The organism is Mesorhizobium sp. B2-7-2 (assembly GCF_006440775.1).
Taxonomy (GTDB): Bacteria; Pseudomonadota; Alphaproteobacteria; order Rhizobiales; family Rhizobiaceae; genus Mesorhizobium.
Window position 1 is genome coordinate 215,452 of record NZ_VFTZ01000005.1, and the last position, 17,370, is coordinate 232,821.

Below are 17,370 nucleotides of genomic sequence, written 5' to 3' on the forward strand. Positions count from 1 at the left end.
GGCGGACCATGGGCAAAGTCGAGGACGAGCGGGCATTCTTTTCCGAAGGCTGGATCGAACCGCCTGAGGCAGTGCAAAAGAAGGCGGCACCTGCCGAGAAACCGCACTATCATGGCCATCGCGACCGTCTGCGCGAACGCTTTGCCGCCGGCGGACCGGACGCCCTGCCCGACTATGAACTGCTCGAGCTGCTGCTCTTCCGGCTGATCCCGCGCGTCGACACCAAGCCCATCGCCAAGGCGCTCATCGCCCGCTTCGGCTCGCTGGCCGAAGTGCTCGGCGCGCCGGCATCCCTGCTTGAAGAAGTCAAAGGCATCGGACCGGTCGTCGCGACCGATCTCAAGGTCATCGCCGCGACGGCACAGCGCATGGCGCGCGGCGAGATCCGCGGCCGTGAAGTCCTGTCCAACTGGACGCAACTGCTCGACTATTGCCGCTCCGCCATGGCCTTCGAGGCTCGCGAACAGTTCCGCGTCCTGTTCCTCGACAAGAAGAACGGGCTGATCGCCGACGAGGTGCAGCAGACCGGCACCGTCGACCACACGCCGGTCTATCCGCGCGAGGTGGTCAAGCGCGCGCTCGAGCTCTCAGCCAGCGCCGTCATCCTGGTGCACAACCATCCTTCGGGAGATCCCACACCTTCCCGCGCGGACATCGAGATGACCAAGCAGATCATCGATACGGCCAAGCCGCTCGGCATCGCCGTGCACGACCACATCATCATCGGCCGCAAGGGCAACGCCTCGATGAAAGGTCTGCTGCTGATCTGAGGCGTTTGCCCGGCATTTCTGGATTGCCGGGACATCGTCTCCTCATCAGATAGTCGGCTCTGGAATTTCAGCAGGAAATCAAGCATGATGGGACTTGGTATTTCCCCGGCATGCTTCGCGCTCCCGTGAAATACCGGGAGGACGGGACATGGCCATTGTGCTTGTACTCGTTTTGATCGTTGTGGGCTCGGTGCTGTTCCACCTCCTGAGCCCATGGTGGTGGACGCCGATCGCCTCGAATTGGGACTACATCGACAACACCATCATCATAAGCTTTTGGATCACCGGCATCGTCTTTGCCGCTGTCGTGCTCTTTATGGCTTATTGTGTCTTCCGCTTCCGGCATCGGGAAGGCAATCGCGCGGCATATCAACCGGAGAACAGGCGGCTCGAATCGTGGCTGATGATCGCAACGGCGGCCGGTGTCACCGCCTTGCTGGTTCCCGGCCTCTTCGTCTGGAGCCGCTTCGTCAACGTTCCCAGCGAGGCCGCCAATATCGAGGTTGTCGCCCAGCAATGGCAATGGAGCTACCGCCTGCCCGGCAAGGACGGCAAGCTCGGCACCTCCGACACCCGCGTCGTCTCGGCTGAAAACCCGCTCGGCATCGTAGCCGGCGACCCGAACGGCCAGGACGATATCGTAGTCGAGGCGGCGGACCTGCACCTGCCGGTCGGCAAGCCGGTCAAGGTGCTGTTGCGCTCGATCGACGTGCTGCACGATTTCTACATCCCGGAATTCCGCGCCAAGATGGATATGATTCCGGGATCGGTCACATATTTCTGGTTCACGCCAACGCGGACCGGAACCTTTCAGGTCTTGTGCGCCGAGCTGTGCGGCCAGGGACATCCGCTGATGCATGGCGTGGTCATGGTCGACACCGAGCAGGACTATCTGGCCTGGCTCGGCCAGCAGCAGACCTTTGCGCAATTGTCCGCGCCCAAGCAAACGGCCTCGGCGAACCAACCGTCGGAAAAGACGATGGCGTCCAGTTTGGACGTCGCGGCAAAACTCGAAACGCTCGAGGCCCGCTGAACAGGGCGCGGAGGTGCTCCCATGGTCGACGTCACACCCGCAGATGCCGTTCCACCCGCCGAAGTCGCGGAGATGGAGCTCTACCATCCGCACAGCTGGTGGACGAAATACGTCTTTTCACAGGACGCCAAGGTCATAGCAGTCCAGTATTCGGCGACGGCCATGGCTATAGGCCTCGTCGCGCTGATGCTGTCCTGGCTGATGCGCCTGCAGCTCGGCTTCCCCGGCACGTTCGATTTCATCACTCCGGAGGCCTACTATCAGTTCATCACCATGCACGGCATGATTATGGTGATCTATTTGCTCACCGCGCTCTTCCTTGGCGGCTTCGGCAATTACCTCATTCCGCTGATGGTCGGCGCCCGCGACATGGTCTTTCCCTATGTCAATATGCTGAGCTATTGGGTCTATCTGCTCGCCGTACTGGTCCTGGTGTCGAGCTTCTTCGCGCCGGGCGGGCCGACAGGCGCCGGCTGGACGCTCTACCCGCCGCAGGCGATCATGACTGGCACGCCGGGCGGCCAGGACTGGGGCATCATCCTGATGCTCTCTTCGCTCATCCTGTTCATCATCGGCTTTACCATGGGTGGCCTGAATTACGTGGTGACGGTGCTGCAAGGCCGCACCCGCGGCATGACCTTGATGCGCCTGCCGCTCACCGTCTGGGGCATCTTCACCGCCACGGTCATGGCGCTTCTGGCCTTCCCGGCACTGTTCGTTGCTTGTGTGATGATGCTGCTCGACCGCCTGCTCGGCACTTCCTTCTTCATGCCGGCAATCGTCGAGATGGGCGAGCAACTGCAACACAATGGCGGCAGCCCGATCCTGTTCCAGCATCTGTTCTGGTTCTTCGGCCACCCGGAAGTCTACATCGTGGCGCTGCCGGCCTTCGGCATCGTGTCCGACCTGATCAGCACACATGCGCGCAAGAACATCTTCGGCTATCGCATGATGGTCTGGGCCATCATCGCCATCGGCGCGCTGAGCTTCGTGGTCTGGGCGCACCACATGTATGTCAGCGGCATGAATCCTTATTTCGGCTTCTTCTTTGCCACCACGACGTTGATCATTGCGGTGCCGACCGCGATCAAGGTCTATAACTGGGTGCTGACGTTGTGGCGCGGCGACATCCACCTCACCATACCGATGCTGTTCGCGCTCGCCTTCATCGTCACCTTCGTCAATGGCGGCCTGACGGGCTTGTTCCTCGGCAACGTCGTCGTCGACGTGCCGCTGTCGGACACGATGTTCGTCGTCGCACATTTCCACATGGTCATGGGCGTCGCGCCGATCCTGGTGATCTTCGGCGCGATCTATCACTGGTATCCGAAGGTCACCGGACGGATGCTGGACGAGACACTCGGCCGCTTCCATTTCTGGATCACCTTCCTCGGCGCCTACCTGATCTTCTTCCCCATGCACTATCTCGGCCTGATGGGCGTTCCGCGGCGTTACGCCGAACTGACCGACATGAATATCATGACGGAATCGGCCCACCATCTGAACTCGTTCATCAGCATCATGGCCTTCATCGTCGGCTTCGCCCAGATGGTGTTCCTGTTCAACCTGATCTGGAGCATCCGCCATGGCCGTGAGGCCGGCGGCAATCCGTGGCGGGCAACGACGCTCGAATGGCAAACGCCTGAGACGCCGCCGGCGCACGGCAATTTCGGCAAGGAACTGCCGATCGTCTATCGTTGGGCCTACGATTACAGCGTGCCGGGTGCCAAGGAGGACTTCATCCCGCAGAACGTGCCGGGCTCCTTCGGCCCCTCCAGGGAGCCGGCATGAGCGTCATCCTGGTCTTCCTGTTGGTGATCGCCGGCTTTGCCGGTTGGTGGCTTTCGCACCAGCGGTTGACGGCGAAGCCCTGGCTGGAGCAAGGCGTGGCCGGGGATGTCGTCGGCTTCGACCGGTCGTCCCTGCCCACCGCCAAGATCGGCCTCGGCGTCTTCCTCGCCGTCGTCGGCTGCCTGTTCTCGCTATTCACCAGCGCCTATTTCATGCGCATGGGCCTGTCGGACTGGCGGCCGCTGCCGCTGCCGCGCCTGCTTTGGCTCAACACCGGCGTGCTGGCGCTGAGCAGCGTCGCGCTGCAATGTGCGGTGGTCGCCGCGCGCAGAGGCCAGGTGGACATGGTAAGGCTCGGTCTTGCAACGGCGGGACTGACCGCTCTCGCCTTCCTCGCCGGCCAGTTGATTGCATGGCGGCAGCTGACCGAGGACGGCTACCTGTTGGCCTCCAACCCGGCCAACAGCTTCTTTTATCTGATCACGGCGATGCATGGCCTGCACATATTGGGCGGGCTGGTCGGCCTTGGCAGGACGAGCGCCGGCGCCTGGAACGGAATGCGGCGGGAGCGGCTGCGCCTCAGTGTCGAGTTGTGCGCCATGTATTGGCATTTCCTGCTTTTCGTCTGGCTATGCATCTTCGCCGTCCTGGCCGGTTGGGCGGCGACGTTCGTGAGCATTTGCCAACGGCTGCTGACCTAGGAGACTGGCGATGGCCGAGACCACACTGACGCATACCAGCCAGATGGATCGCCCCCGGGGCTTGCGCGGGATCGCCGCCGACTGGGCCTCGGATCAGCGCGCGTTCAAGAACGTGTCCTGGGGCAAGGCCATGATGTGGATCTTCCTGCTCAGCGACACCTTCATTTTCGGTTGCTTCCTGCTTTCCTATATGACGGCGCGGATCTCCACGCGCGTGCCGTGGCCGAATCCCAGCGAGGTCTTCGCCTTGCGCATCGGCGGCTCGGAGATCCCGCTGATTCTGATCGCCATCATGACATTCGTTCTCATCTCGAGCAGCGGAACCATGGCCATGGCGGTCAATTTCGGCTATCGCCGCGATCGTCGCAAAACCGCGATCCTGATGCTTTTGACCGCCGCGCTCGGCGCGACCTTCGTCGGCATGCAGGCCTTCGAATGGACCAAGCTGATCACCGAAGGGGTCCGGCCGTGGGGCAATCCATGGGGAGCCGCGCAATTCGGCTCGTGCTTTTTCATGATCACCGGCTTCCACGGCACTCACGTGACCATCGGGGTGATCTTCCTGATCATCGTGGCGAGAAAAGTCTGGCGTGGTGACTTCGACACCGGCCGGCCCGGCTTTTTCACCAGCCGCAGGGGCCGCTACGAGAACGTCGAGATCATGGGGCTCTACTGGCACTTCGTCGACCTGGTCTGGGTGTTCATCTTCGCCTTCTTTTATCTTTGGTGAGAAGGCAGGCTTTGTTGAGAGGCAGACATGGCTGAAGCAACCGCAAACGGTCTCGGACAACACGCACTGCATCCCCATGATGCGGCGATCGTCGCCAAGGCAGAGACGCATCAGGAGCACCCGATCAAGCTCTATCTGGTCGTCTGGGCGTGGCTGTTCATTCTCAGCACCTGCTCCTATCTGGTCGACTATTTCGGCCTTCACGGCTATCTCAGGTGGTCGCTGATCCTGATCTTCATGATGCTCAAGGCAGGACTGATCGTCGCCGTCTTCATGCACATGGCCTGGGAGCGGCTGGCGATGATGTATGCAATCATCCTGCCGCCGATACTGGTGCTGGTTTTCGTGGCGATGATGGTCTTCGAGTCCGACTATACGCTGCTGACCCGAATCGCGTTTTTCGGGCCTGGCCCCTGACACCCGATACGGGGTCCAGCCGCGGCATGAGCAGCCGGGGACGGCCGGCTCCGATGCCTTGAAACTACAGGCCGCCGGCCCATTTTGATCTGGCGTATGCGCCGTGAACTCAAGCAAAGGACGCGGACAATGACGATAGCAAACAGACTGAGAAACTTTATCGACCGCAAGGGCATCTCCTACGATACCGTTGGGCATCATCGAACTGCCACCAGCAGGCAGGCCGCCATTGCCGCGCACGTGCCCGGCAGCATCATGGCGAAGTCCGTGGTCGTTCACCACGAACTCGGTTATGCGCTGGCCGTGGTCCCAAGCACCCACAGAATCGAACTCGGCAAGCTGCAGGACGTTATGGACAAACGCCTCGGCCTCGCTTCCGAAGACGAAGTGGTATCGCTCTTTGACGATTGCGACATCGGCGCCATACCGCCGATCGGTGCGGCTTATGATGTGCCAGTCATTCTGGACGAAAGCCTGCGTGATGCCGCCGATATCTATTTCGAGGGCGGCGACCACAAGACGCTTGTGCATGTCAGCGGCAAGGATTTCCGCAACCTGACGACGGACGCGCGCCAGGCGCGGTTCAGCTATCCGGCCTTCTGACCCACCGACACTCCCGCCGCCGCGTCACGGCAGGGCCTGATTGCTTTCGACGGTCTGGGGCAGCCGGCGGCTCTACGACCTTGCGGCAAACATGCCAGGGCCGAGGATCGGCAGCACGACCGCCAGTCCTTCAGCCTTTTCGGTATTCTCAATATGCGAAGGTGAACGTCATGGACACGCGGACGCTTCTCATACTCGGCCTTGGCATAGCTATTCTGCTGCTATTGGGTTTTTTTGCGCTCCCGGCGTGACGGTGCTGGGCGCGATATTTATCTGCGCAACTGCCAGCCGTCTCCTTCCGGATAAGCAGGCGACCATCAAAGGAGCCTGGACGGCGGTGCTTACTTGGAAAATTGCTTCAAGTAGGCGATGACGTTGGCTATGTCCTGATCGCTCTTGAGGCCGGGAAACGCCATCTTCGTCCCTTTGACCATCGCCTTGGGGTCGTGAAGATATTTTGTCAGCGTAGGCTCGTCCCATTTGATGCCGGATTTTCCGGCCTCGATCATGGCCGTGGAATAGGCGAAACCGGGATGCGTGCCCGCGGTGCGCCCGATGACGCCGTGCAGAGACGGGCCGACCTTATTCTGGTCCTGGTCGGCAATGTGGCAGACCTTGCACTTGGTGAACACCTTCTCGCCTGCGGCGGCGTCCTGCGCCTGCGACGGGCTTGCAAAGAAGGTCGTAGCTGACAAGACCATGAAAAGCGCGGTTGCGCGCATGGCACTTCCTCCCTGATCGTCATTTACGTCGGACGGCCCGCGCCACGCTGGCGTATCCTGCATGGCGGGCGGCCGCGTCTCTTCAGTGGAATTGCGGCACCTACATACCACAGAATCGAACCAATGGGGAAAAATTGCCGGTCTGCGAACGCTTAGGCCGCGCGCCGAGGACTAGCTGCCCAAAAGCGGTCCAAGCCTTCTGAACGTGACGATCAGGGCGGGTCGGTCTTGCAGCTCGCCGCGATCTGGCCGATCGCCTCGGAGAGACCTGCAAGCTCGAAATCGGCCTCGCCGCGTCCCGACAACAGGCCGAAGCGCCACGACAGCGTCAACCGGTTCGCCGAAGCCAGACGCTTGATGCCGTCGTCTCCATCCCTGACTAGCGTTCTGCCGCGCGGGCCGACCGACCAGCTTTCGTCGGTTTTGCCGCTGCCGTCGACCGCGACGGAAATGGTGATCTTGCGGCTGGCGGAGACGGCATCGTTGAGCTGGAGCCACTCGCTCCAGCGTGGTTCGCCGTCGGGCCGGCAAGCCAATGTCAGCACAGGGCTATAGCCCAACGCTCCGCCGCCGGTGATTAGCTTGTTGCTGGCGTGGAGCGACGCCGTGATCTGACCATCATTGCCGGCGCCAACGCTCCAGTTGCCGAGAGCCGGCTCGGCCCGGGCGACGCCGGCGGCTGCGGCAAACAAGAGCGCCGCGGCGACGACCACGCCTCTCATCATGAATCCCAGCCTCACCAATGCCTCCAAACACCCGCGAATGCGATGAAGCGCAGATAATGTTCAACGGTTGGTATCGCCAGCGGCAGGGCTTCAAGACAAGTTGTCTGTGTTGCCGCGCCGCCACAATGGAACACATCACAATGAAAAAGGCCGCCCGGAGGCGGCCTTTCGAAATCTCGGCATTGAAACCTGTTACTCGGCTTCCTTGGCGGCTTTCTTCTTCGGCGCGGCCTTCTTCTTCGGCTCTTCCGCCTCGTCGGTGGCTTCGCCTGCCTTTGCTTCGCCAGCCTTTGCTTCGGCCTTCTTCGAGGAAGCCTTCTTGGCCGGCTTCGCCTTGGTCGCGCTTTCGGCCTCCTCGTCGTCGGCCATCAGCTCGTCCTTGCCGACCTTGACGTCGTTGACCGAGATCTGGCCGAGCAGATAGTCGACCACCTTCTCCTCGAACATCGGCGCGCGCAGCGCGTTGATGGCTTCCGGGTTGCTGCGATAATACTCGAAGGCTTCCTGCTGCTGGTTGGCTGGGAAGCGGCGCACCTGCTCGAACAGGCCGCGCTGCAGTTCCTCGTCCGACACGGTGACGCCGGCCTTCTCGCCGATCTCGGCCAGGACCAGGCCGAGGCGCACGCGGCGTTCGGCAAGGCGCATATATTCGGCGCGCGCTTCTTCTTCCGTCGTCTCTTCGTCGGCGAAAGTACGGCCGGCGGCTTCCAGGTCGCGGTTGACCTGAGCCCAGATGTTATTGAACTCGGCCTCGACGAGCTTCGACGGCGCTTCGAAGGAGTAGGATGCGTCAAGCTGGTCCAGCAACTGGCGCTTCACCTTCTGGCGGGTCATCGAGCCGAACTGGTTCTCGATCTGGCCGCGCACGATCTCGCGCAGGCGCTCGAGCGATTCCAGGCCGAGATTCTTGGCCGTCTCGTCATTGATCTCGAGCGCGCCGGGCGCCGACACTTCCTTGACGGTGACGTCGAAGGTGGCTTCCTTGCCGGCCAGATGCGCCGCCTGGTAGTTTTCGGGGAAAGTGACGGTGACCTGCTTCTCGTCGCCGGCCTTCGTTCCGATCAGCTGCTCCTCGAAGCCCGGGATGAACTCTTTGGAGCCGAGCACCAGCGGCTGGTCGGTGCCGGCGCCGCCGGCGAAGGCCTCGCCGCCGATCTTGCCGACATAGTCGATGGTCACGCGGTCGCCCTCGGCGGCCTCGCCGGTCTTCGGCTCGTAGCTGCGCGCCGATTCGGCGACGCGCTTGACCTGGTCCTCGACTTCCGCGTCCGGCACGTCATAGACCTGACGCGTCACCTTGATGTCGGAGAAATCCTTGATCTCGATCGGCGGGATGACTTCGTAGTTGAGGCTGAATTCGAAATCGGCACCGCCGGCCAGGATCTTCTCGGCCTCCTTCTCGTCCTCGGTCATGATCACTTCGGGCTGCATGGCGGCTTTTTCGCCGCGCCCCGAGATGATCGAACGGGTCGAGTCGTTGAGGATCTCGTTGACGACCTCGGCCATGAACGACTTGCCATACACCTTGCGCAGGTGCTGCACCGGCACTTTGCCCGGCCGGAAGCCGTTGATGCGCACCTTGCCGCGGGCGTCGGTCAGCCGCGCCATCAGCTTGGCTTCCATGTCACCGGCCGGCACGGTGATCTTGATCTCGCGCTTGAGACCGGAGTTGAGCGTTTCGGTGACCTGCATCCTAGAACCTTTGTTTTCAACAATGAGACTGCCAAACGGTCTTAGCCGTTTACAGCCTGCCGGTATGATCTTGCCGGAAATGGCTTTTGGGACGGAACCTGGCGATTTGACCGCAAATGCGGTTCAAATTCTCCTGAACTGCGCCTTGCCCGATGCGAATAAGTCTTTGTTTTTCCTATAACTTTTCACATCTCGCAAAAGCGGAAACTCACTTTCCGTCACATTCGACACGCCTTTTGTCACAGGCTAGGCTAATTTTCAACTATCTTCGCTCCAATGCATGTCGCCCAAAACTGCGCAGCGTTTTTGGAGGACAGCATGCATCTCAAAGCCCTTCGCCTGAATCTATTTCCACGCGATGCGCTTTAGCCGGACAAGCATGACTTGAGCCCCCGACATTGACAGAATGATGGCTACATGGGATTGCCGGGGAAAGCGGATGTGGCGGAATTGGTAGACGCCCTGGATTTAGGTTCCAGTGCCGAAAGGCGTGGGGGTTCGAGTCCCTTCATCCGCACCATCCTTCGCTCTTCCAGCTTCGGATGGCAGGCCACCACCTGAGGCTCGAAGAGCCGAAGGTGTCCTCCAAAGCCTTGGCGAAGGAGGACCGGCGCCATCCTGGCTCGGGCGCCGCCCTGCTCGATAGACCCTCCGATGCGCTGGCCAAAGCGGCCTTAATAAAGCGGCTCCTCGAACAGCGTCTTGTCGCCGTCCATCAGCGCCTTGATCTGCGCCGTGCCGTCGGCCGCGAGCGCGAGCTTGATGCCGAACGGCCGCACGCGCATGTCGTCCTGGATCGCCATGCCCTCGCCTTCCGGGAGATAGAAGCGGTCGATCCCGTAGTCGGGTGCGATTGTCGCTTCCGGATCGCTGAGCCCCCAGCCTTCCCCGACATGGCCGGCAATGTCTGCTTCGTCCTCGCCTGCTGGGGCCGGCGCTTTGCCGAACCACGCCGCGGTCGGCTGCCAATAGCCGTCGGAGCCCTTCTTCAACCGGACCACCATCGCTGTGTCGTCGCTGGAGAGCTTGCCTTGCGGAAGGCTGGCGATCAGCTTCACCGGGATGCGCGAAATGTTGTTGTTGAGCGAGATATAGTCGCCGCGCAAGAGATCGCGCGGATCGACCGGTTGGACTTTCAGCAGCACTTCCTTGCCGTTGCGCAGAATCGCGGCGCGGCCAGCGATGATCCAGCTGAGAAAGCCGATCTGGATAAGCGCCAGCACCAGCGCCGAGACGATCAGTTTCTTGCCGGTCATGCCGCTGCTCCTGTCTCGGCGGGCGTCCTCATGCGTTTCTCAACGCGGATGATGATCAGCGCCAGTATGCCGAGCAGCACGGCAGCCGCCAGGAAGAAGCCGGCCGTATCCAGCATCGACCTCAAGGTGACGCTATAGATAATGGCGAGTTCGAAGGCGAAGCCGGCATAGGCCAGCCAGCGCAGGCCCCTGCTCTCGCGGCCGGCCAACATGATCGCCGCCACGATGCCGGCAAGCGCTACGATCGAGGCGAGGGCGAAACCGCTATTGTAGGTGCTTTCATCCGCCAGCTCGAACTGGATCATCGCCATGCCGGTGAGAAAGCCGAGCAAGGCGTGCAAGGACAGCCGGCCGCCGAGCTGCAGGATCCTGTCGATCGGATCGCCGGCGAATACCGCGGCGGCAAAGAGCAGCACTGACGCGATGGCCAGCGACGCGGCCACCGGCAGCGTGTCGTGATCCGTCGCCAGCAAGACCAGGTAGAGAATGACCGACAGAATGATGAGGTGGCGCGCTGCCCGGCTGCGCGTCCAGAACGAAATGGCGAACAGGACGATCGCCATGACGATGAAGAGATGAGGAATTTCCGCGCGCCAGTAGAAGCCGAACCCCTTGAGGACCAGCCAGGCATCGGCAATGCCGACTGCAGCCACCGTCAGCGGGTTCGAACGCAGCGCTGCTGCCGCCAACGCCGTGCCGGCACACCACATCACCAGCGCCGAGGCCTCGTCGCCAGAAAGATGGTACATCTGGCCGATCAGCGCGATCGATCCGCCGAAGGCGGCGGCTGCAACGATCCACAGGGACTCGCCGATCGCGGCATGGTCGCGCGTCTTCAGCACCGCGCCGCCGACATAGCCGGCCAGGATAACGGCGAAAAGCGCCGCCACGCGAACGACACGCGGGATAGCCTCCCAGTTGGCGGCGACGAAAATCAGGATCGCCGCGCCGAACAAAAGCGCCGCCATCATCGCCAGGATGGAGCCGAAACTCAGCGACGCGCGCTCGTTGGCAGCGACGTCGCGCGTCAATGCCTCCGCAGTGGCGGGATCGATCAGCCCTCTCTCCCGCCAGCGGGCGATATCCGCCCTTAGCCGTGCCGTATAGCTCGCCATGCTTTCCCCCGAAGCCTGGTCATTTCCTCAGCCGGGACAGCCAAACCGTTGACGCGGCGGCACTTTCCGATTCGGCCTTCTTTGCGACGCAGGCGTGAACGGCCGTTAATGTTGCATTGCACAATTTGCATTGCTGCCATGCGCCAACGGCACTTTTAAACCGATATGATCCCACCTATTTTCTGTTCGTACACAAACGGAATGATCCGAAGCAAAGACGAAACGAGAACTACCATGAACCTGATCCGCAACTACCGCAACTGGCGCCGCTACCGGGACACCGTCTCCGAGCTGAACCGCCTGTCGAACCGTGAACTGACCGACCTCGGCATCAGCCGCAGCGACATCCACTACGTCGCCCGCAAGGCGGTCTAATCCGCTTCGGACCGCAAATGGTCCGAACCAGTTTTGAAGAGAGTTAAGACAATGAACCTGGTCCGCAGCTATCGTAACTGGCGCGTTTATCGCGACACCGTTGCTGAGCTGGGTCGGCTTTCGAACCGCCAGCTCCATGATCTCGGCATCGTTCGCGACGAGATCAAGATGGTCGCCCGCAAGGCGATCTAAGCAAGGCATTTCGCCAGGGTCGACCTCCTCCCCGACCCTGACGGATACGGCCAACCTTCACCTCCTCCCGAGGGTTGACCACCAAAACGGCGCCCGCCGGACCTCCTCCCCCGGCGGGCGTTGTTCTCCAGAAGCGAACGCAGTTCGTCTTCGAAGGCTTCGCCCCTTCTCAAAGGCGAAAGGAATTTCGTCCTCAAAAGCGAAAAGAATTTTCGCCTCAAGGGCGATAAGGAGTTTCGTCAAAGCCGACCTCCTCCCCGGCAATGACGAATAAGGTCGATCTTCACCTCCTCCCGAGGATCGACCCCCAAAACGACACCCGCCGGACCTCCTCCCCCGGCGGGTGTTGTTGTTTCTGGCACAGGCACCGCCCTCGTGCGTTCTCAGCTGGCAATTGCAATCGCTTCCCCAAGCGATTATTCCGGCGCTTATGAGCAAAAATCCCGTACACGTCATCGGCGGCGGCCTCGCCGGCTCCGAAGCCGCATGGCAAATTGCGCAAGCCGGCGTTCCGGTCGTGCTGCATGAGATGCGCCCGGTGCGCGGCACCGACGCGCACAAGACCGACGGTCTGGCCGAGCTGGTCTGCTCCAATTCCTTCCGCTCCGACGACGCCGAGAACAACGCCGTCGGGCTGCTGCACGCCGAAATGCGGCTTGCCGACTCGCTTGTCATGGGTGCCGGCGATGCGAACCAAGTGCCGGCCGGCGGCGCGCTGGCGGTCGACCGTGACGGCTTTTCCGATGCGGTCACCGCAAAGATCGAGGCGCATCCGCTGATCACAATCCGGCGTGAGGAAGTGCCCGGGCTGCCGCCCACGGATTGGGACCAGGCGATCATCGCCACCGGCCCGCTGACGGCGCCCTCGCTGGCGCAGTCGATTGCCGAGGCGACCGGCGCCGATGCGCTGGCCTTCTTCGACGCGATCGCGCCGATCGTGCATTTCGACACGATCGACATGAACACGGCCTGGTTCCAGTCGCGCTACGACAAGGTCGGTCCCGGCGGCACCGGCAAGGACTACATCAACTGTCCGATGGACAAGGAGCAGTATTTCGCCTTCGTCCAAGCGCTGCTCGACGGCCAAAAGACCGAGTTCAAGGAGTGGGAAGGCACGCCCTATTTCGACGGCTGCCTGCCGATCGAGGTGATGGCCGAGCGCGGTGTCGAGACCCTGCGCTACGGGCCGATGAAGCCGATGGGGCTGACCAATGCTCACAATCCGACGGTCAAAGCCTATGCGGTGGTGCAGCTCCGGCAAGACAATGCACTGGGCACGCTCTATAACATGGTCGGCTTCCAGACCAAGCTGAAGCATGCCGAGCAGGTGCGCATCTTCCGCACCATCCCCGGGCTCGAAAACGCGGAGTTCGCGCGTCTCGGCGGCCTGCACCGCAACACCTACATCAACTCGCCGACGCTGCTTGATCCTTCGCTGCAGCTGAAATCGCGCCCCGGCCTGCGCTTTGCCGGCCAGATCACCGGCTGCGAAGGCTATGTCGAAAGCGCCGCCATCGGCCTGCTCGCCGGCCGCTTCGCCGCCGCCGAACGGCTCGGCCAGGCGCCGTCGCTGCCGCCCTCGACCACCGCCTTCGGCGCGCTGCTCAACCACATCACCGGCGGCCACATCGTCTCCGACGACGAGCCCGGCAAACGCTCCTTCCAGCCGATGAACGTCAATTTCGGCCTGTTCCCGCCGGTGGAAGCGCCGAAGACCGAAGGCAAGCGCCTGCGCGGCAAGGACAAGACCGTCGCCAAGCGCCACGCCATCACGTCGCGCGCTCTGGCGGATTGCAGGGCGTGGCTGGGGCTGCCGGCGCGGGCGGAAGCGGCGGAGTAGGCTTTTCGGTTTCTGTTGGAGGCCAATATAAAGTAGGATATCATCCTACTCGCAATCCTACGTGAGATGAGCCATGGAATCCGCCGAGAAACTGTCCGTCACCGTCACGCCAGCCATGGCGCGCCTGATCCGCGAAAAGGTCGAGGACGGCTCCTACGGCTCGGCCAGCGAAGTTATCCGCGCCGCTCTTCGAGCCTTCCAGCGCGAGGAGGAGGAGCATGCCGAGCGCATGGCATCGATCCGTGCACGTGTGAAGGCTTCGCTTGAGGACAAGAGACCCTCCGTCCCGCTCGATGAAGCAATCGACCGGGTGAAGAACCGAATTTCACAGCTGGCGCAAGGCCATGATGATCCAGCGCCTCGTCGTCGTTCTTAGCGAAAACGCGATCTCCGATCTCGAAACGATTGGCAGCTACATCCTTGAGAAGGCGGCGGCGAAAACGTCGCCAATGGCTTCATGGATCGGATTAGAGAGCGCTGCCGAAGCATCGGCAACGCACCTCGCGGCGGCCGCTCGCGCGATGACATCGCACCGGGGCTACGAACCGTCCCTTTCGAACATTCCGCGGTCATCACCTATGTTGTCGAAAGCGATGTCGTTCTCATACTCAACATCTTCTACGGCGGCCGCGACTACGAGAGATTGATGCGCGACGGTGGTTCTGGCGATCAATCCTAAGGCGTTGATTACTCCGCCGGCTCCGCCCTCGCTCCCGGCAATCCCGGCTTGCCCGCCTCTCCCGGATTCCTCCGCACATAAGCCGCCTTCAGCGTCTCGGACGTATCGCGCGAGCCGTCATGGCTCCAGCCCGGCGGCTGGATGAGATAGTTGACGCGCTGACCAGGCGTCAGCCCCGGCGCCAGCGCATCCTTGAACATGCCGATCCATTCGTGGAAGGCCACCTTCAGCGGATTGAAGGTGCCGATGTTCTTGACGATGCCGTAGCGCGGCCGGTCCTCCTCCAGCTCCTCGACGAAGGTCCCGAACATGCGGTCCCAGACAATCAGCGTGCCGGCATAGTTGGCGTCGAGATAGCGCGGATTGGTGGCGTGGTGGACACGGTGGTGGGAGGGCGTGTTGAAGATGAATTCGAACCAGCCCCACATCTTGCCGATCGTTTCGGTGTGAATCCAGAACTGCCAGACCAGGTTGAAGCCGAAGACGAAGGCGATCACCGCAGGATGGAAGCCGAGCAGCACCAGCGGCGCCTGCAGGATGAAGGTGAAGGTGAACAGCCCTGTCCAGCTTTGTCTTAGCGCCGTCGAGAGATTGTAGTGCTGGCTGGAATGATGGTTGACGTGCTCGGCCCATACCCAGCGCACCCGGTGCGCGATGCGGTGATAGACATAGTAGCGCAGGTCGTCGAGCAGGAAGGCGGCGACAAAAACCCAGATCGACAGGCCGAGATTGAAGAAGCGGAATTGCCACAGCCACAGCAGCGCCCAATAGGACACGACGCCGAGCAGCAAGCCTGCGACGACATTGCCGGTCCCCATCATCAGGCTGGTCAGCGTGTCGCGCGTCTCGAACGATCCCTTGGCGCGGCCGGTGCGCACCAGCCAAAGCTCGATCAGGATCGCCGCGACGAAGAACGGGATCGCAAGCTGGGTGACCTGCGGGAAATTATACTCGTCCATCACGCCGCCTCCCGGATCCGATCATGGCTTTGCAATGCCGCCGCCACGGCCAGCGCGCCGGCTTCGTCGGCAAAAGCAAACCGCCCGCCTTTCCAGGTGAAATCATCGAGCCGCAGCGAAATCGCGCTTCCTTCCCTGGTCAGCGCCAGAATGTCGCGCGGCGTGACGATACGCGTCAGAAAACAATCGCCTATGCTCCGGACGATGCCGCAGCGCTGCGGACCGAGATCGAGAAACGCGGCATGGCTGTCGGCTGTCAGCCGCACGGTACTCGGTCTTTCGTCGGGAAAATCCTCGGCAAAGCGTGCGAGCGCATGATCGACGCCGGCAAGCGTCGCGGTCGTCGTACCGCCGGTGAAATGCACGGCGGCGACCGACAACGCGATACCGAACACGACAAGGACGACCAGGACTGGCAGGCTCATGGAAAGACGGCTCCTCCGGCGGGCCGCATTTCTTTGACGCGAGTCCACGCATCGGAATCCCTAGCACGGTTGACGTTTACGTCAAAGGGGGCGTCCAGCCCCGCATCGCATGACGCAGGAGCAGCCAGTGTCGGCGCAAGGTTGAGAGCGTTGCCGTCGCACTGAGCGGCGACCCCGCCTTCTCCATCCTGTCGAGATAGGCATGGGTTAGCGCCAGCGGCAGGAAGGCGGGCCGCAGCGCAACGGGAAGCGCCGGCGCACCTGTCTCGAAGGCGTTGAGATGCTCGCGCGCCAGCGCAATCATCGCCGTAACCGCGCGCTCGGCGGCTGCCCCGCCCTCGCCTTTGACGAACTCTTCCGGCGTCGTGCCGGCCGCCGAAAGGATGTCGGCGGGCACAAAACACTGTCCGCGCCGACGATGGAGCGGCAGAAGCAACAACAAGCCGGTGATCGCCTGCGCGCAGCCGGCCCTGCCCGCCAGTTCGGCAAAGCCAGGCGCGGCGGCCGGATCGAGCGCCATCGCCACAAGTTGGATCAGCGCCGCGGCCGTCTCGCCGCAATAGCCTTCGAGATCGGTCCGCGACGGCATCGGGTCGTCATAGAGATCGAAGATGCGCGCCTCGAGCATGTTGTCGAAAGCAGCCTTCGGCAACCGGCAGGCGGCGATCGTCGCGCGCAGGGCGTCGGCTGTCGGATGGCCTGTCTCGGCATCGCCTTCGGCCGAAATGACGTCTCGCCACCATTGCAGCCTGACCTCGCCCGGCAGCGGCTCATGGATGCGATCGCGCACGCCGGCAATCTCTGCATTGAAGGCGTAGAGCGCGAGCAGCGCGTCGCGCTTGTCGGCCGGCGCATAAAGCGCCGACAGATACCGGTCATGGTCGGCAGCGCGCACCGCATCCATGACGATGTCGCCATTCTTGATGATGTTGGACGCGCCGGCCATTCAATCGACGGCGATCAGCGCCGCGGCCACGGCGCGGTCTTCGGCGAGCAGCACATTGTAGGTCCGCACTGCCGCTCCCGTCGACATCGGGTCGGCCGAGATCCCGGCCTCCTTGAGCGCGGCGCGCAGTGCCGCCGGCAGCGGCCGCAGTTCCTTGCCCATGCCGACCAGCAGGATCTCCACCTTGCCGGCCTCGGCGAACAGCCTGTCGAAATCCGCGGCCTTCAGCGCCAGCGGATCGGCCGGCTCCCAGCCATGGATGCCTGACGGCAGGACGAGCAGCGATCCGCGATGCGACATGTCGGCAAAGCGAAAGCCGCCATTGCCATAGGCCTCGATCGGCGCCTTGCCCGGGAAATGCGCCTCGCGGATGATGATGCCTTTGGCCATGGCTTTAGA

At 62.3% G+C, this 17,370-nt stretch carries 21 protein-coding genes and 1 tRNA gene; 13 read left to right on the forward strand and 9 right to left on the reverse strand.

What is annotated here, in order from left to right:
* Positions 1-8 precede the first annotated feature (8 nt).
* The 7 genes from radC to FJ425_RS09545 all read left to right on the forward strand — a co-directional run bounded on the left by radC (position 9) and on the right by FJ425_RS09545 (position 6,045).
* Positions 9-770 (forward strand): DNA repair protein RadC, encoded by a 762-nt coding sequence (gene radC / locus FJ425_RS09515; protein ID WP_140627305.1) that lies wholly within the window; start codon positions 9-11, stop codon positions 768-770.
* A 148-nt stretch (positions 771-918) separates the two neighbouring features.
* Positions 919-1,803 (forward strand): cytochrome c oxidase subunit II, encoded by an 885-nt coding sequence (locus FJ425_RS09520; RefSeq protein WP_140722954.1) that lies wholly within the window; start codon positions 919-921, stop codon positions 1,801-1,803.
* Between the two features lie 21 nt (positions 1,804-1,824).
* Positions 1,825-3,594, forward strand: coding sequence for a cytochrome c oxidase subunit I (gene ctaD / locus FJ425_RS09525; protein ID WP_095765041.1), 1,770 nt, complete (start codon positions 1,825-1,827; stop codon positions 3,592-3,594).
* The gene (locus tag FJ425_RS09530) at positions 3,591-4,295 is read left to right on the forward strand and encodes a cytochrome c oxidase subunit 3 (RefSeq protein ID WP_140627300.1); all 705 of its coding nucleotides are present in this window, start codon (positions 3,591-3,593) and stop codon (positions 4,293-4,295) included. Before ctaD ends, FJ425_RS09530 begins: the two co-directional genes overlap by 4 nt.
* 10 nt (positions 4,296-4,305) lie before the next feature.
* Positions 4,306-5,025, forward strand: coding sequence for a heme-copper oxidase subunit III family protein (locus tag FJ425_RS09535; RefSeq protein ID WP_140627298.1), 720 nt, complete (start codon positions 4,306-4,308; stop codon positions 5,023-5,025).
* Between the two features lie 27 nt (positions 5,026-5,052).
* On the forward strand, positions 5,053-5,442 hold the full coding sequence (locus FJ425_RS09540) for a cytochrome C oxidase subunit IV family protein (RefSeq protein ID WP_140627296.1): 390 nt from the start codon (positions 5,053-5,055) through the stop codon (positions 5,440-5,442).
* Positions 5,443-5,571: 129 nt separating this feature from the next.
* Positions 5,572-6,045 carry an aminoacyl-tRNA deacylase gene (locus FJ425_RS09545; RefSeq protein ID WP_140627294.1) on the forward strand — a complete coding sequence of 158 codons (474 nt, stop codon included), beginning with the start codon at positions 5,572-5,574 and terminating at the stop codon, positions 6,043-6,045.
* A 341-nt stretch (positions 6,046-6,386) separates the two neighbouring features.
* Here the strand turns inward: FJ425_RS09545 and FJ425_RS09550 are convergent, their stop codons facing one another.
* The 3 genes from FJ425_RS09550 to tig form a co-directional block, all read right to left on the reverse strand.
* Positions 6,387-6,767: a cytochrome c family protein gene (locus tag FJ425_RS09550; protein ID WP_140627292.1), complete on the reverse strand. Its 381-nt coding sequence runs from the start codon at positions 6,765-6,767 to the stop codon at positions 6,387-6,389.
* A gap of 212 nt (positions 6,768-6,979) precedes the next feature.
* Positions 6,980-7,507, reverse strand: coding sequence for a hypothetical protein (locus tag FJ425_RS09555; RefSeq protein ID WP_246673168.1), 528 nt, complete (start codon positions 7,505-7,507; stop codon positions 6,980-6,982).
* A 177-nt stretch (positions 7,508-7,684) separates the two neighbouring features.
* Entirely contained in the window at positions 7,685-9,184 is a 1,500-nt protein-coding gene (gene tig / locus FJ425_RS09560) for a trigger factor (RefSeq protein WP_140627290.1), read from the reverse strand.
* Positions 9,185-9,619: 435 nt separating this feature from the next.
* Here tig and FJ425_RS09565 point away from each other — a divergent pair.
* Positions 9,620-9,704, forward strand: a tRNA-Leu gene (locus FJ425_RS09565).
* Positions 9,705-9,858: 154 nt separating this feature from the next.
* Here the strand turns inward: FJ425_RS09565 and FJ425_RS09570 are convergent.
* Positions 9,859-10,440 carry a GDYXXLXY domain-containing protein gene (locus FJ425_RS09570; RefSeq protein WP_140722957.1) on the reverse strand — a complete coding sequence of 194 codons (582 nt, stop codon included), beginning with the start codon at positions 10,438-10,440 and terminating at the stop codon, positions 9,859-9,861.
* The gene (locus tag FJ425_RS09575; protein WP_140627286.1) at positions 10,437-11,555 is read right to left on the reverse strand and encodes a DUF2157 domain-containing protein; all 1,119 of its coding nucleotides are present in this window, start codon (positions 11,553-11,555) and stop codon (positions 10,437-10,439) included. The genes FJ425_RS09570 and FJ425_RS09575 overlap by 4 nt, the downstream gene beginning before the upstream one ends.
* A gap of 234 nt (positions 11,556-11,789) precedes the next feature.
* Here FJ425_RS09575 and FJ425_RS09580 point away from each other — a divergent pair, with 234 nt between their 5' ends.
* The 5 genes from FJ425_RS09580 to FJ425_RS09600 all read left to right on the forward strand — a co-directional run bounded on the left by FJ425_RS09580 (position 11,790) and on the right by FJ425_RS09600 (position 14,641).
* On the forward strand, positions 11,790-11,930 hold the full coding sequence (locus FJ425_RS09580; protein WP_095765031.1) for a DUF1127 domain-containing protein: 141 nt from the start codon (positions 11,790-11,792) through the stop codon (positions 11,928-11,930).
* Positions 11,931-11,981: 51 nt separating this feature from the next.
* A complete protein-coding gene (locus tag FJ425_RS09585) occupies positions 11,982-12,122 on the forward strand; it encodes a DUF1127 domain-containing protein (protein WP_140627284.1) in 141 nt (46 codons plus the stop codon).
* A gap of 430 nt (positions 12,123-12,552) precedes the next feature.
* Positions 12,553-13,962, forward strand: coding sequence for a methylenetetrahydrofolate--tRNA-(uracil(54)-C(5))-methyltransferase (FADH(2)-oxidizing) TrmFO (trmFO, locus tag FJ425_RS09590; protein ID WP_140627282.1), 1,410 nt, complete (start codon positions 12,553-12,555; stop codon positions 13,960-13,962).
* A gap of 73 nt (positions 13,963-14,035) precedes the next feature.
* Positions 14,036-14,338: a type II toxin-antitoxin system ParD family antitoxin gene (locus FJ425_RS09595; RefSeq protein WP_140627280.1), complete on the forward strand. Its 303-nt coding sequence runs from the start codon at positions 14,036-14,038 to the stop codon at positions 14,336-14,338.
* 81 nt (positions 14,339-14,419) lie between these two features.
* Positions 14,420-14,641, forward strand: a complete 222-nt coding sequence (locus FJ425_RS09600) for a type II toxin-antitoxin system RelE/ParE family toxin (protein ID WP_348639800.1) — start codon at positions 14,420-14,422, stop codon at positions 14,639-14,641.
* Positions 14,642-14,649: 8 nt separating this feature from the next.
* Here FJ425_RS09600 and FJ425_RS09605 read toward each other — a convergent pair whose 3' ends face one another.
* The 4 genes from FJ425_RS09605 to FJ425_RS09620 form a co-directional block, all read right to left on the reverse strand.
* A complete protein-coding gene (locus tag FJ425_RS09605; RefSeq protein ID WP_181164822.1) occupies positions 14,650-15,600 on the reverse strand; it encodes a sterol desaturase family protein in 951 nt (316 codons plus the stop codon).
* Positions 15,600-16,025 (reverse strand): hypothetical protein, encoded by a 426-nt coding sequence (locus FJ425_RS09610; protein WP_140543708.1) that lies wholly within the window; start codon positions 16,023-16,025, stop codon positions 15,600-15,602. The genes FJ425_RS09605 and FJ425_RS09610 overlap by 1 nt, the downstream gene beginning before the upstream one ends.
* A gap of 76 nt (positions 16,026-16,101) precedes the next feature.
* Positions 16,102-16,971, reverse strand: coding sequence for a phytoene/squalene synthase family protein (locus FJ425_RS09615; protein ID WP_246677906.1), 870 nt, complete (start codon positions 16,969-16,971; stop codon positions 16,102-16,104).
* Positions 16,972-17,361, reverse strand: a complete 390-nt coding sequence (locus FJ425_RS09620; RefSeq protein ID WP_140627276.1) for an Mth938-like domain-containing protein — start codon at positions 17,359-17,361, stop codon at positions 16,972-16,974. It abuts the gene before it with no gap.
* Positions 17,362-17,370 lie beyond the last annotated feature (9 nt).

Coding starts and splice junctions, on each gene's coding strand:
- FJ425_RS09575 (WP_140627286.1), bottom strand. CDS start 11,555: ATGGCGAGCTATACGGCACGGCTAAGGGCGGATATCGCCCGCTGGCGG.
- FJ425_RS09550 (WP_140627292.1), bottom strand. CDS start 6,767: ATGCGCGCAACCGCGCTTTTCATGGTCTTGTCAGCTACGACCTTCTTT.
- FJ425_RS09570 (WP_140722957.1), bottom strand. CDS start 10,440: ATGACCGGCAAGAAACTGATCGTCTCGGCGCTGGTGCTGGCGCTTATC.
- FJ425_RS09615 (WP_246677906.1), bottom strand. CDS start 16,971: ATGGCCGGCGCGTCCAACATCATCAAGAATGGCGACATCGTCATGGAT.
- FJ425_RS09585 (WP_140627284.1), top strand. CDS start 11,982: ATGAACCTGGTCCGCAGCTATCGTAACTGGCGCGTTTATCGCGACACC.
- trmFO (WP_140627282.1), top strand. CDS start 12,553: ATGAGCAAAAATCCCGTACACGTCATCGGCGGCGGCCTCGCCGGCTCC.
- FJ425_RS09545 (WP_140627294.1), top strand. CDS start 5,572: ATGACGATAGCAAACAGACTGAGAAACTTTATCGACCGCAAGGGCATC.
- tig (WP_140627290.1), bottom strand. CDS start 9,184: ATGCAGGTCACCGAAACGCTCAACTCCGGTCTCAAGCGCGAGATCAAG.
- radC (WP_140627305.1), top strand. CDS start 9: ATGGGCAAAGTCGAGGACGAGCGGGCATTCTTTTCCGAAGGCTGGATC.
- FJ425_RS09580 (WP_095765031.1), top strand. CDS start 11,790: ATGAACCTGATCCGCAACTACCGCAACTGGCGCCGCTACCGGGACACC.
- FJ425_RS09600 (WP_348639800.1), top strand. CDS start 14,420: ATGGATCGGATTAGAGAGCGCTGCCGAAGCATCGGCAACGCACCTCGC.
- FJ425_RS09530 (WP_140627300.1), top strand. CDS start 3,591: ATGAGCGTCATCCTGGTCTTCCTGTTGGTGATCGCCGGCTTTGCCGGT.
- FJ425_RS09610 (WP_140543708.1), bottom strand. CDS start 16,025: ATGAGCCTGCCAGTCCTGGTCGTCCTTGTCGTGTTCGGTATCGCGTTG.
- FJ425_RS09540 (WP_140627296.1), top strand. CDS start 5,053: ATGGCTGAAGCAACCGCAAACGGTCTCGGACAACACGCACTGCATCCC.
- FJ425_RS09605 (WP_181164822.1), bottom strand. CDS start 15,600: ATGGACGAGTATAATTTCCCGCAGGTCACCCAGCTTGCGATCCCGTTC.
- ctaD (WP_095765041.1), top strand. CDS start 1,825: ATGGTCGACGTCACACCCGCAGATGCCGTTCCACCCGCCGAAGTCGCG.
- FJ425_RS09595 (WP_140627280.1), top strand. CDS start 14,036: ATGGAATCCGCCGAGAAACTGTCCGTCACCGTCACGCCAGCCATGGCG.
- FJ425_RS09620 (WP_140627276.1), bottom strand. CDS start 17,361: ATGGCCAAAGGCATCATCATCCGCGAGGCGCATTTCCCGGGCAAGGCG.
- FJ425_RS09520 (WP_140722954.1), top strand. CDS start 919: ATGGCCATTGTGCTTGTACTCGTTTTGATCGTTGTGGGCTCGGTGCTG.
- FJ425_RS09535 (WP_140627298.1), top strand. CDS start 4,306: ATGGCCGAGACCACACTGACGCATACCAGCCAGATGGATCGCCCCCGG.